Raw genomic sequence first — 12,189 nt, 5'->3', positions numbered from 1 at the left:
ATCGACATGAGTGACGACCTCGGCCGCGCAGTGATCGCGGATCTCTGCCGGATCCCGAACCCGGAGTCGATCGACAGGACGGCGTACGTCGACCTCGGCGGTGTCTCCCAGTTCGTCTCGATCCGCGGCCGCAGCATACGGAACCCCGTGCTCATCGTCTGTCACGGCGGTCCGGCCCTCCCGTCGCTGCCTTCGTCGTGGGTCTGGCAACGAAGCGTGGAGGAGTACTTCACGGTCGTCAACTACGACCAGCGCGCGAGCGGCAAGTCCGCGAGCGCAGTATCCGAAGGCATGGACCTCAGCGTCGACCGGTACGTCGACGATCTCGCGGAGCTGATCGCGTGGGTTCAGAGGGAGCTCGGCGTGCAGAAGGTCGGAGTCCTCGGGCACAGCTGGGGGACGGTCCTCGGTCTCACCCTCGCCCGGCGGCGTCCCGACCTGCTCTGGGCGTACGTCGGCGTCGGCCAGGTCATCTCCGGTCCCGAGAACGAGGAAGAGAGCTTCCGCCACGCGATGCGGAGTGCCGTCGCGGATCGGAACGAGCAGGCGGTCTCCGAGCTGCGGGCACTCGGGGAGTACCCCGGTGACGAGCCGTTGACCGTCGAACGCATCGTGACCTGCCGGAGATGGGCGCAGTACTACGGCGGCCTCTCGGCGTATCGCTCCGACTTCGCGTACTTCACCGAGTCGCAGGAGCTGTCCCCGTATTACACGGACGCCGACCTGGGCCTCATCGGCGTCGGGCAGCGGGCGACCATGCCCGAGGTGCTGCCCGCCCTGCTCGGCTTCGACGCCCGCGATCAGACGGCGTTCGAGGTGCCGATGCTCCAGTTCCTCGGACGACACGACTGGACGACCCCCACCGGACCGGTGGCCCGCTGGCTGGAGACCGTGACGGCGCCCGCGACGCACGTCGTCTGGTTCGAGAACTCCGCACACCTGTGCATGTTCGAGGAGCCGGGGAAGTTCCTCGTGAGCCTCGTGACCCACGCGCTGCCGCACGCGGTCGCCGCGGGGAACGCGAGGGGGGACGGCTCGACGGACTCACCCGTGCCGACGTAGGTCTGCGGGCCACCCGTCCCGTTCTCCCCTCTCTCCGAACCCAGATTCTGCATCGTCGATGCAACACTTCGGCCAGGACCGGACATGAGTGGTAGTGAACGGATCATCGGAGGAACCATGGACGACACACAGCTCAACCGGCTGCTCACTCCGCACGACAAGTGGGCGGAGTCGCAGGGACTCCTTGACGCGACGTTGGAACGAGTCGTGAGGAACGTGGCAGAGCAGCATGCGCGTCCGCCGCGTCGTCGCCGCGGTGTACGCATCGCCGTCGTGGTCGGCGCCCTCCTGGGCGTGGGGATTCTCGCGACAGCAGCCGCCGTCTACGTTGCCCCGAACTTCACTCCGGACGCCGTCATCCCGATCACGTACGTCACCGACGAGGGCAACGCCGTCGAATGCACGTACTCGCTCGCCGTCACCTCCTGGGACGGCACGAACGTCACCGAGGCCAAACAGTGGATCGCATCCCACGACTGGACGGGCGTCGGCCAGCGGGGATACGACCTCGGCGAGGAGCACCCCCTCTCCGTGGGCGACCCCGACGTGGATCCGACACTCAGCCGAGAGGACCTGGACCAGGCGACTGTTTCCACCGGCATCGTGACCGCGGTTATCGAGGAGATCCCGGCGGAGCTGCTCGACGGCGTCGGGGTCGGTACAGCAGGAACGTCGACGTGCACCTGGGTGCGGCACTGATGTCGGGCCGTCCCGACGAGTCCGTCGAAGCTCTGGCCTCGATGCTCAGCGACGAGACGCTGGACCTGCCGCGTCTGATCGAGGAGAGCAAGCGAGCGCTCTTCGCGTACTTCGCACGAAGGGTCGTCTTCACTGACGACGCTGCCGATCTCACCGGTGAGGTGCTGCTCACGATGTGGCGCAAGGTCGACGCGATGCCACGAGCGCCCGTCGAAGCGCGGATGTGGGCGTTCGGGATAGCCCGCAACGTGCTCGCCAACCACCGACGTGCCGTATCTCGCCGGATGAAACTCAGCGACAGGCTCAGAGGCGAAGCGCTCGTCAGCGGCGATACTCGTCCCGTGCGCGACGACGTGTGGGACGCGCTCCAAGCACTTCCAGCGGGGGACCGGGAGATCATCCAACTCGTCCACTGGGACGGTTTCTCCCTGAGGGAAGCCGCGACGATCCTCGGGAAGAAGTCGGCGACGGTCCGCAGCAGATACGCGCGTGCGCGAGCAAGGCTTCGGGCCGACCTCACCGTGGAGTCCGACCTCTAGAGGATGCGCCGTACCCCACGACGTGCGGCGATGGGGACCGCAGGGGCGATCCTCCTCAGGGGTCAGAGATGGATGGGGCCGGGGGAGGGGACGGCTGTCGGCAGGCCGCCATCGAGGATCCGCTCGACCATGCCGATAGCGCGATCGCTGAGACCGTCGCCCGGGTAGAAGTCCTCGTAGTGAGCCTCCGCCGCCTCCAACGTGGTGATGCCGCAGAGGGTGAGCAACTGACGAATGTCGTCCACGTCGCGTCCTGGTCGGTTGGCGCGGAGCTTCATGGCGAGAAGCGCGCCCTTCGAGGCGACCTGGATGATGACGCCATCTCGGTCGTAGATCGTCTCCCACTCGACAGTTCGACGCCCGAACGTCGGCACGGAATCCGCGTGCTCCACAGCGAAGTTGAACCAGCCGTCGCTCCACCCTCGTCGGTCTCCGACGCGCGAGGCCGCGGCGAGAACGGCTTCGTCACTTCCAGGGTTGATGTGAAGGGAATCGAGGTCTCCGGTGGCACGGCGGTCGAAGTACCTGATAACGAGCGCAGCGCCACCGACAAGTCGGATGCCTGCGACTTCGCCAGCGGCATGAAGCTCGCCGACCAGGTCGCGGAGGCCGGCGATGATGTCGTCGCGGTTCAGGGCGTCAGCCATCAGACGCTCGTCAGCGTGTCTCGCCAGACAAGGACACCACGCTCGAAGAACTCCGCGGGCACGTCGTCGGGTGCCGGGATCGGATCCGCCGGATCGACGTCCAGGGTACGGGGCACGTGGACCCGCCTGTTCGGGGCGTCGACCCACGCCGGAGTGGGGAGCCCCTCCTCGCGGAGGCGAAAATCCACGAGCGCTGCCAGGGCGGCGTCCCAGACGCGGTCGCCGGTCGGCTCGGGCTCCGCGAGACCGAGGACCCCGCGTACGAGGCCGTGCTCGGCGTTGAGGTTGTCGCTCAGCTGGATGAACTCGCGAAGCGCGCTGTGCTTGTCACCCGCTCGCAGGTACCCGCGGATCGCCGCCGCGATGGTCGCCGCGTCGTCCCGTCGCGTTGGTGCGGAGTACAGGCGATAGCCGGCGCCACGGAGGAAGCGTTCGACTGTGCTGAACTCAGCCTCGCGGCCACCTTCCACTCGAGATACTCGGCCTTGGTCGACGTTGGTTCGCTCGGCGAGGTCCTTCTGCGTGAGCCCGCTGCTCTTCCGCGCAGCGCGCACGAGCACTGATGCGTTGGTCACGTCGCCTCCCCGTAAAAATGTCCTCTGAGCCATATTCTACGTCGGCTGGGATTAGGATGCGACGCCTCAGATCCGGTAAGCCACGCCCTGTTCGTTCCAGGGCAAAGCAAAACCCCCGCCATGTAGAAGCTAGGCGAGGGTTTCTGGGCTGATTGTAATGATCAGCCGTGTGGCTCCGACCGGCATCGATCCGGTGACCTTTCGATTTTCAGTCGAACGCTCTACCAACTGAGCTACAGAGCCGCGCGGCGATTATGCTGCCGCGTCCTAGACGAAGAGCCCTCTCCGAAGAAAGAGCTCGTCGCACGGAGCGACCCTGACGGGACTTGAACCCGCGACCTCCGCCGTGACAGGGCGGCACGCTAACCAACTGCGCTACAGGGCCATACTGGTGTTTTCAATTGTATCGGATGGAGTGACCCCAACGGGATTCGAACCCGTGCTACCGCCGTGAAAGGGCGGCGTCCTAGGCCGCTAAACGATGGGGCCGAGTCAGTCCCGGGGGACTTCCTTGCCGACGCTCAAGCATAAGGGATCATCCGGGCAAATCGCGAATCGAGGCCCGAACCCGCTTCCCCCGGGCGTGTTCGAGCGGGACGATGGAGGGGCCGGGGATGCCGTTCGCGCCGTTCCAGGAGTCTGGTGCTGGTGTGAAAGTTGTTGTTACTGTGGCATCTGTGAAACCGGCGGAAGGGGCCGTGTGAACGAGAAGACCACGCAGGATGCGGCACTCGCGGCATCCGCGGACTGCGGGTGTGCGCCCACCCCGGCGGAGCGCCGTACCCTCTTCCGCGACGGGATCAGCCGCCGCGGCGCTCTCGGACTCGGCGCGCTCAGCGTCGTCGCCCTCAGCGCGTTCGGCATCTCGTCCGGTGTCACGGCCGCGCACGCCGCGTCGTATCCGAGCTGGGACGACGTGCAGAAGGCCAAGCAGAACGAGGCCTCCAAAGCCGCAGAGGTGAAGCGCATCGAGGGGCTGATCCAGTCGCTCACGCAGAAGGTCTCCGAGACGCAGGCCGCCGCCGAGGTCGCCTCGACCCAGTTCTACAACGCGCAGCAGGCCTACTTCGCCGCGATCGCCGAGGCCGACTCCCTGCAGGAGAAGGCGGACGCGCAGGCCGCCGTCGCCGACGAGTCCGCGCGCAAGGCCGGCCAGGTCGCCGCCCAGCTCTACCGCAACGGCGGTGACGACACCTCGCTGGAGCTGTTCTTCGCGGATTCCGCCGCCAACGCTGACGAACTCCTCGCCCGCCTCGGCTCCATGGACAAGCTCCTCGAATACAACAAGACCGTCTACAACGACGCGGTCGCCGCGCGGAACTCCGCGCAATCCCTCAGCGATCAGGCCGTCGTCGCGCGTGACGAGCGCGACCGCCTGCAGAAGATCGCCGAAGAGAAGATGGTCGCGGCGCAGCAGGCCGCCGACGCCGCGCAGGCCGCGCTCGACGAGCAGTCCTCGAACCTCGCCACCATGCAGGCGCAGCTCGCCGCGCTGAAGGACACCACCGCGACCACCGTCGCCGGGTACCAGAAAGGCGTCGAGGAGCGCGAGAAGGAGCGCAAGCGCCGAGAAGCCGCCGAGGCCGCCGCGAACGCCGGCGGCAACAGCGGCGGCGGCGGGACGCCGGGGAGCGGCGGCTGGGTGCGTCCGCACGGCGGCTACCGCAGCTCCGGCTACGGCCCCCGCTCGCAGCAGTGCAACGCCAACGGCTGCTCGTCGAGCTGGCACTACGGCGTCGACCTCGCCAACGGCTGCGGCGCGGCGATCTACGCGGCGCACTCCGGGACCGTCGACGCGGCCTTCTACAACGGCGGGTACGGCAACTACGTCCGCATCCAGCATGGCGGCGGCATCGCGACGGGCTACGCGCACATCAAGCCCGGCGGGTTCGCCGTCCGGAACGGCCAGTGGGTGCGGGCCGGCCAGGTCATCGCCTATGCGGGCAACACCGGCGGTTCCTTCGGCTGCCACCTGCACTTCGAGGTCTACATCAACGGCCGCTACACGAACCCCATCGACTTCATGGCGAGCAAGGGCATCTCCGTCTGACGGACGGCTGGACAGCGGAAGACCCCCGGATGCATGGCGTCCGGGGGTCTTCGCTTCGACAGGCTCAGCGACCCATATGAGGTCAGCGACCCAGTGAAGGTCAGTGACCCATGAGGTCAGGGACCCAGGTGAGGTCGGCGATCTGGGGTCAGTGACCCTGCTCGCCGAAGCGGACGATGGCCTCGTCGAGGATGCGCTGCGCCTCGGCGGCGTTGCCCCACTCGTCGACCTTGACCCACTTGTTGGGCTCGAGGTCCTTGTAGTGCTCGAAGAAGTGTGCGATCTCCTTCTTCGTGTACTCGGCGATGTCGTCGATGTCCTGGATGTGGGCCCAGCGCGGGTCCTTGGAGAGCACGGCGACGAGCTTGTCGTCTCCGCCGGCCTCGTCGCTCATCTTCAGCACCGCGACGGGGCGGACCTCGACGACGACGCCCGGGTAGATGGCGTGGTCGAGGAGCACCAGCACGTCGAGCGGGTCGCCGTCCTCGCCGAGCGTGTTGTCGAAGTAGCCGTAGTCGGCCGGGTAGCCGAAGGTCGTGTAGAGCACGCGGTCGAGGTGCACTCGCCCGGTCTCGTGGTCGACCTCATACTTCACGCGGCTGCCGCGCGGGATCTCGATGACGGCGTCGTGTGCGCCCATGCGTGTGCTCCTCAGGAAGATCGGTTGGATGCCGCCGACCAGCCTACTCGGGGGCCGCGGATCCGACCGTGACGGCCGAGGCCGTGCCCTAGCGTGGAGGGATGCCCTCCCTCGCTCCTGCCGTCGCCGAGATCCGCCTCGCCGTGCGCACCGCGCTCGCCGATCTGCCCGAGGGCTCGACCGTCGTCGTCGCGCTGTCCGGCGGTGCCGACTCGCTCGCACTGGCGGCGGCCACCGCGTTCGAGGCTGCGAAGCGGGGGGTGCGTGCGACCACGGTGACAGTCGACCACGGTCTGCAGGAAGGGTCTGCCGAGGTCGCCGCCGAGACGGGACGCATCGCCGGACGACTCGGGCTCGAGGCGCTCGTCGTCCGTGTCGAGGTCGACGGCGACGGCGGTCCGGAGGCGGCCGCGCGGGACGCGCGGTACCGCGTGCTCCGGGACGCGGCGGGTGACATCGGCGCCAGGGCGGTCCTGCTCGGCCACACCCTCGACGATCAGGCGGAGACCGTCCTCCTCGGGCTCGCCCGCGGCTCCGGGGCGACGAGCCTGCAGGGCATGGCACCGGATCGGGAGGACGACGACGGCCTCCGCTGGCTGCGTCCTCTGCTCGGGGTGCGACGCGAGACCACCCGCGCCTTCTGTGCCGCGACGGAGCTGCAGCCGTGGGAAGACCCCCACAACACCGACGACCGCTATACGCGGGTGCGGGTGCGTCACCACGTGCTGCCGGTGCTGGAGACGCAGCTCGGCCCGGGCATCGCCGAGGCGCTGGCTCGCACCGCCGAGCAGCTCCGGGAGGACGCGGAGGCGTTCGACGAGATGATCCACGAGACGATCGAGGACATCGTCGAGCATGCCGAGGCCGGGATCTCCGTGAGCGTCGCCGCGCTCGCCGCCAACCCCGCCGCGTTGCGCAACCGCATCATCCGTCTCGTGGTCGACAGCGAGTTCGGGGCGAGCCTGAGCCGTGCGCAGACGATCGAGGTCGCCCGACTCGTGACCGACTGGTCGGGTCAAGGGCCGATCGACCTGCCGGGGTGCGCCGCCGTGCGCCAGGGCGGCCGAATCGTGTTCACCGCCGCGACCCGCTGAATCCCTGGCCGCGGCGGCGTCACGTCCTACTTCTTGCCGCCGAAGAGGCCGCCGAGGATCCCGCCGAGGTCGATGCCGCCGCCGGAGCCGCTCTTGCCGCCGCCGAGGAGGCCACCCAGCACGTCACCCAACCCGCCGCCGGAGCCCGAGTCGCCGCCGCCGAGGATGCCGCCGATGACGTCGCCGATCCCGCCGGAGCCCTCCGTGCCCGCATCCGCCTTCGCCGTCTTGTCCTTGGTCGCGTTGGCGATGAGACCCATCACGATCGGCGCGAGGATGGGGAGGAGCTTCCCGAAGTCGATGCCCGGGGTCGCCTTCGACTCCGTCAGCTCCTTCGTGACCTCCTTCTCCTTCCCGCCGAGGATGTGGGAGACGATCTTCTCGCCGTCCTCCTGGTCGATGTCGTCGACCGTCGCCGGGCTCGACGCGCCGCGGTGCTTGCCGAGGGCCTTCTCGATGGCCGCCGATCCTTCCGAGCTCTCCGCGTTCTTCGCGAGTCCGCCGAGGAGCACGGCGCCCCCCTGCTCGACCGCGACCTTGGCCTCGTCACGCGACACTCCGAGCTTCTGCGCGATGTCGTCGAGGGGCACCTGGCTGAGGATGTCGTGAGTCGCCATGGGGATCTCCTTCCGTCGGGGCGTGCGCCCGCGTCACCGTCAGAGTAGTGCGGTGTCGTCGCGCAGGGGAGGGTACGCGCCTGCGACCGGAGCACACCGCCGCGTCGCCTAAAATCGATCCATGCGCGCCGCGGAGATCCAGGACGACCTTGCACAGATCCTCGTCACCGAGGAGGAGATCAACGCCAAGCTCGAAGAGCTCGCGGCGCAGGTCGCGAAGGACTACGAGGGCAAGGACCTCCTCCTCGTCGGCGTGCTGAAGGGCGCGGTCATGGTCATGGCCGACTTCGCACGCGCACTGCCGTTCCACGCGCCGATGGACTGGATGGCGGTGTCGAGCTACGGCGCCAGTACGAAGTCGAGCGGTGTCGTGCAGATCCGGAAGGACCTCGACACCGACCTGCACGGCAAGCACGTGCTCATCGTCGAGGACATCATCGACTCCGGCCTCACGCTGAGCTGGCTGCTGGAGAACTTCGGGTCCCGCGGTGCGGAGTCGATCGAGGTGCTCGCGCTGCTGCGCAAACCGGAGGCCGCGAAGGTCGAGATCGACTGCAAGTACGTCGGCTTCGACATCCCCGTGGAATTCGTCGTCGGCTACGGGCTCGACTACGCCGAGCGCTACCGCAACCTCCGCGACGTCGCGGTGCTGGCGCCCCACGTGTACAGCTGACGCTTCGACAGGCTCAGCGACCCACGCTTCGACAGGCTCAGCGACCCACGTTTCGGCAAGCTCAGCGACCCACGTTTCGGCAAGCTCAGCGACCCAGAGGCGGGAGCGTTGCGCCGTGGGTGAACGCACAGCGGCCCCCTAGCACGGAGGCGATACGCTGATCCGACCATGGATGTGAAGAAGCTCACCCGCAATCCGCTGATCTACGTCGCTCTGATCGGCGTGCTGCTCTTCGGCGGATTCCTGCTGATCTCCAACCTCGGCGCGCCGAAGCAGATCACGACGCAGGAGGGGCTCGAGCTGCTCTCCGGCAAGACCGTGACCGAGGTCGTCACCACCGATGGCGATCAGCGCGTGGACATGACGCTGTCGAAGCCGTTCGAGGGCTCCGAGAACGTCCAGTTCTACTACGTCGAGGCCCGCGCCGACGAGGTGGTCTCCGCGATCGACGCGGCCGCTCCGAAGGACGGCTTCAACGACGCCGTGCCGCGCGCGACCTGGTTCGACGGCTTCCTCTCGCTGCTGCTTCCCCTCGTGCTGCTCGGCCTGCTGTTCTGGTGGCTCCTGTCGTCCATGCAGGGCGGCGGCGGCAAGGTCATGCAGTTCGGCAAGTCCAAGGCCAAGCTCGTCAACAAGGAGACCCCGACGGTCACCTTCGCGGACGTCGCCGGAGCAGACGAGGCGATCGAGGAACTCCACGAGATCAAGGAGTTCCTGCAGGACCCGGCGAAGTTCCAGGCCATCGGCGCCCGCATTCCGAAGGGCGTGCTGCTGTACGGCCCTCCCGGAACCGGAAAGACCCTCCTCGCCCGCGCCGTCGCCGGTGAGGCCGGCGCCCCGTTCTACTCGATCTCCGGTTCCGACTTCGTCGAGATGTTCGTCGGCGTCGGTGCCTCCCGCGTGCGCGACCTCTTCAGCCAGGCCAAGGAGAACGCTCCGGCCATCATCTTCATCGACGAGATCGACGCCGTCGGTCGCCACCGCGGCGCCGGCATGGGCGGCGGAAACGACGAGCGCGAGCAGACGCTGAACCAGATGCTCGTCGAGATGGACGGCTTCGACCCGAACGCGAACGTCATCGTGATCGCGGCCACCAACCGTCCCGACATCCTCGACCCCGCGCTCCTGCGCCCCGGACGTTTCGACCGCCAGATCGGCGTCGACGCCCCCGACCTCAAGGGTCGCCAGAAGATCCTCGAGGTGCACAGCAAGGGCAAGCCGCTGTCGAAGAACGTCGACCTCGAGGTCGTCGCCCGCAAGACCCCCGGCTTCACCGGCGCCGACCTGGCGAACGTGCTGAACGAGGCCGCGCTGCTCACGGCCCGCTCGAACGCGCAGCTCATCGACAACCGCGCCCTCGACGAGGCCATCGACCGTGTGATCGCGGGTCCGCAGCGCCGCACGCGCGTGATGAAGGACAAGGAGAAGCTCATCACGGCGTACCACGAGGGCGGACACGCACTCGCGGCGGCGGCGATGAACTACACGGATCCCGTGACGAAGATCACGATCCTGCCCCGCGGCAAGGCGCTCGGCTACACGATGGTGTTGCCGCTGGACGACAAGTACTCCGTGACCCGGAACGAGCTGCAGGATCAGCTCACCTACGCCATGGGCGGCCGCGTCGCCGAGGAGATCGTCTTCCACGACCCCACCACCGGTGCCTCGAACGACATCGAGAAGGCGACCTCGATCGCCCGCAAGATGGTCATCGAGTACGGCATGACGACGCAGGTCGGTCCGGTCAAGCTCGGCACCGAGGGCGGCGACATGTTCGTCGCACGCGACATGGGCCGCGGCCGCGAGTACTCGGAGAAGGTCGCCGAGCGCGTCGACGCCGAGGTGCGGGCGCTCATCGAGCAGGCGCACAACGAGGCGTACGCGGTGCTCAGCGAGAACCGCGACATCCTCGACCGTCTCGCTCTGGCCCTCCTCGAGGAGGAGACCCTGGACCACAACCGCATCGCCGAGATCTTCACCGAGGTGAAGAAGCTCCCGGAGCGTCCGCTGTGGCTGTCGAGTGAGGACCGCCCGGTCTCGGAGCGGCCGCCGATCGAGGTCCCGAAGAAGGACGTCTCGCTCGCCGCCTCCGTCGAGGCGCCGACGACCCCGCCGCGCCCGCAGCAGGGCTCCGCCGGAGCGGGCAGCCCTCGTCCCGCGACGGCGTGACGTGACCGTCGACAAGGGACGCGTCGAACGGCTCACCAGGGAACTCCTGGAGGCGATCGGCGAGGACCCCGATCGCCCGGGGATCAAGCAGACTCCCTCCCGGATGGCCGAGCTGTACGCGGAGTTCTTCGCCGGGGTGGGGGAGGATCCCGCCGAGCCGCTCGCGCACACGATCAGCGTGACCCGCGGGCCGGCGCCGGACACCCTGCCCTCCGGCGCGGTGCTCCTGCGCGACATCCGCTTCCGCTCGGTGTGCGAACACCACCTGCTGCCCTTCGCGGGGCATGCGCACATCGCCTACCTTCCGGGCGAGCAGGTCGTCGGTCTCGGTGCGCTCGTGCGCGTCGTCGAGATCCTCGCCGCGCGGCCGCAGGTGCAGGAGCGGCTGGGCGAGCAGATCGCCGACACGATCGCCGAGAACCTCGATGCCCGTGGCGTGCTCGTCGTGCTCGATGCCAGCCACGGCTGCGTGACGATGCGAGGTGGACGGCAGACCGAGGCCTCGACGCTGACCATCGCGGCGCGCGGGGTCTACACGGACCCCGTGGCACGTGCGGAACTGGTGACCCTGATCGGCATGACCGTGCCGGGGGGCGGGACGTCGCGCGCATGACCGGGATCTGGGGCATCGTCAACGTCACGCCCGACTCGTTCAGCGACGGCGGGCGCTACCTCGACGAGGACCGGGCGGTCGCCCACGGCCTTCGCCTGCGAGCCGAAGGGGCGTCCGTCCTCGATGTCGGGGGCGAGTCGACCCGGCCGGGGGCGGAGCGCGTCGGGGTGGAGGAGGAGCAGCGCCGCGTCCTTCCCGTCGTCGAGCAGCTCGCGGCGGCCGGCGTCGTCGTCAGCATCGACACCCTCAACGCGTCGACCGCGGCGGCGGCCGTCCGTGCGGGGGCGCGCATCGTCAACGACGTCTCCGGCGGGCTCGCCGACCCCGACATGCGCGCCGCGGTGGCGGAGTCGGGGGCCGACTTCGCGATCGGGCACTGGCGGGGCTTCTCCGCCGACATGTACGCGAACGCCGACTATCGCCGTGTCGCCCGGGAGGTGGCCGGCGAGCTGCGCGAGCGAATCGGGGAGGCGGCGGCCGCCGGCATCGCGCCGTCCCGCGTGATCGTCGACCCGGGTATTGGGTTCGCCAAGGCGGGCGGCCAGAACTGGGATGTGCTGCGGGGCCTCGACGAGATCGTGGGCCTCGGCTTCCGCGTGCTGGTCGGGACGTCGCGCAAGCGCTTCCTCGCCGACGTGCTGCAGTCGGCGGCGCCGGGCAGTGACGGCGTCTCCGAGGAGCGCCGGGACCTCGCCACCGCGGTGACGAGTGCGCTCGCGATGCGCGCCGGCGCCTGGGCGGTGCGCGTGCACGACGTCGCGGCGACCCGCGACGCCCTTGCGATCACCCGCGCCTGGGAAGGCTGAGTGCG

General features: G+C 68.7%; 13 protein-coding genes and 3 tRNA genes. 9 read left to right on the top strand and 7 right to left on the bottom strand.

Going from position 1 to position 12,189, the window contains the following annotated elements:
• Positions 1–6 precede the first annotated feature (6 nt).
• The 3 genes from AB0N68_RS03240 (at position 7) to AB0N68_RS03230 (ending at position 2,300) form a co-directional block, all read left to right on the top strand.
• Positions 7–1,062 (top strand): alpha/beta hydrolase, encoded by a 1,056-nt coding sequence (locus tag AB0N68_RS03240; RefSeq protein ID WP_280564759.1) that lies wholly within the window; start codon positions 7–9, stop codon positions 1,060–1,062.
• Between the two features lie 117 nt (positions 1,063–1,179).
• On the top strand, positions 1,180–1,761 hold the full coding sequence (locus AB0N68_RS03235; RefSeq protein ID WP_280564761.1) for a hypothetical protein: 582 nt from the start codon (positions 1,180–1,182) through the stop codon (positions 1,759–1,761).
• Positions 1,761–2,300: an RNA polymerase sigma factor gene (locus AB0N68_RS03230; protein WP_280564763.1), complete on the top strand. Its 540-nt coding sequence runs from the start codon at positions 1,761–1,763 to the stop codon at positions 2,298–2,300. The genes AB0N68_RS03235 and AB0N68_RS03230 overlap by 1 nt, the downstream gene beginning before the upstream one ends.
• Before the next feature lie 62 nt (positions 2,301–2,362).
• On the opposite strand, the gene AB0N68_RS03225 is transcribed toward AB0N68_RS03230, so the two are convergent.
• From AB0N68_RS03225 to AB0N68_RS03205, 5 genes are all read right to left on the bottom strand, one after another.
• Positions 2,363–2,947 carry a hypothetical protein gene (locus AB0N68_RS03225; RefSeq protein WP_259953593.1) on the bottom strand — a complete coding sequence of 195 codons (585 nt, stop codon included), beginning with the start codon at positions 2,945–2,947 and terminating at the stop codon, positions 2,363–2,365.
• Positions 2,947–3,522, bottom strand: coding sequence for a type II toxin-antitoxin system RelB family anti-toxin (gene relB / locus AB0N68_RS03220; protein ID WP_280564767.1), 576 nt, complete (start codon positions 3,520–3,522; stop codon positions 2,947–2,949). The genes AB0N68_RS03225 and relB overlap by 1 nt, the downstream gene beginning before the upstream one ends.
• A gap of 170 nt (positions 3,523–3,692) precedes the next feature.
• A tRNA-Phe gene (locus tag AB0N68_RS03215) sits at positions 3,693–3,765 on the bottom strand.
• Positions 3,766–3,833: 68 nt separating this feature from the next.
• Positions 3,834–3,907: transfer RNA gene (locus AB0N68_RS03210), tRNA-Asp, on the bottom strand.
• A 31-nt stretch (positions 3,908–3,938) separates the two neighbouring features.
• Positions 3,939–4,011, bottom strand: a tRNA-Glu gene (locus AB0N68_RS03205).
• A gap of 211 nt (positions 4,012–4,222) precedes the next feature.
• Between AB0N68_RS03205 and AB0N68_RS03200 the strand changes: the two genes are divergently transcribed.
• Positions 4,223–5,572, top strand: coding sequence for a M23 family metallopeptidase (locus AB0N68_RS03200; RefSeq protein WP_280564874.1), 1,350 nt, complete (start codon positions 4,223–4,225; stop codon positions 5,570–5,572).
• Between the two features lie 148 nt (positions 5,573–5,720).
• Here the strand turns inward: AB0N68_RS03200 and AB0N68_RS03195 are convergent, their stop codons facing one another.
• Positions 5,721–6,212, bottom strand: coding sequence for an inorganic diphosphatase (locus AB0N68_RS03195; RefSeq protein ID WP_017204665.1), 492 nt, complete (start codon positions 6,210–6,212; stop codon positions 5,721–5,723).
• A gap of 101 nt (positions 6,213–6,313) precedes the next feature.
• On the opposite strand from AB0N68_RS03195, the gene tilS reads away from it, so the two are divergent.
• Complete coding sequence (tilS, locus tag AB0N68_RS03190) at positions 6,314–7,306, top strand: tRNA lysidine(34) synthetase TilS (RefSeq protein WP_259953596.1); 993 nt, start codon at positions 6,314–6,316, stop codon at positions 7,304–7,306.
• A 26-nt stretch (positions 7,307–7,332) separates the two neighbouring features.
• Here the strand turns inward: tilS and AB0N68_RS03185 are convergent, their stop codons facing one another.
• Positions 7,333–7,923, bottom strand: a complete 591-nt coding sequence (locus AB0N68_RS03185) for a DUF937 domain-containing protein (RefSeq protein WP_259953597.1) — start codon at positions 7,921–7,923, stop codon at positions 7,333–7,335.
• Between the two features lie 121 nt (positions 7,924–8,044).
• Between AB0N68_RS03185 and hpt the strand changes: the two genes are divergently transcribed.
• The 4 genes from hpt to folP all read left to right on the top strand — a co-directional run bounded on the left by hpt (position 8,045) and on the right by folP (position 12,184).
• Positions 8,045–8,596, top strand: a complete 552-nt coding sequence (gene hpt / locus AB0N68_RS03180; protein ID WP_187663213.1) for a hypoxanthine phosphoribosyltransferase — start codon at positions 8,045–8,047, stop codon at positions 8,594–8,596.
• A gap of 168 nt (positions 8,597–8,764) precedes the next feature.
• Positions 8,765–10,765 carry an ATP-dependent zinc metalloprotease FtsH gene (gene ftsH, locus AB0N68_RS03175; protein ID WP_187663214.1) on the top strand — a complete coding sequence of 667 codons (2,001 nt, stop codon included), beginning with the start codon at positions 8,765–8,767 and terminating at the stop codon, positions 10,763–10,765.
• 1 nt (position 10,766) lies between these two features.
• Positions 10,767–11,378 (top strand): GTP cyclohydrolase I, encoded by a 612-nt coding sequence (gene folE, locus AB0N68_RS03170; RefSeq protein ID WP_187663215.1) that lies wholly within the window; start codon positions 10,767–10,769, stop codon positions 11,376–11,378.
• The gene (gene folP, locus AB0N68_RS03165; protein ID WP_280564883.1) at positions 11,375–12,184 is read left to right on the top strand and encodes a dihydropteroate synthase; all 810 of its coding nucleotides are present in this window, start codon (positions 11,375–11,377) and stop codon (positions 12,182–12,184) included. Before folE ends, folP begins: the two co-directional genes overlap by 4 nt.
• The last annotated feature ends 5 nt before the right edge of the window (positions 12,185–12,189 follow it).

This window comes from Microbacterium meiriae (genome assembly GCF_040685015.1).
In the GTDB taxonomy this organism is placed as follows: domain Bacteria; phylum Actinomycetota; class Actinomycetes; order Actinomycetales; family Microbacteriaceae; genus Microbacterium; species Microbacterium meiriae.
Note: the sequence above shows the minus strand (reverse complement) of the source record. Positions and strands in the feature narration are given on the sequence as shown.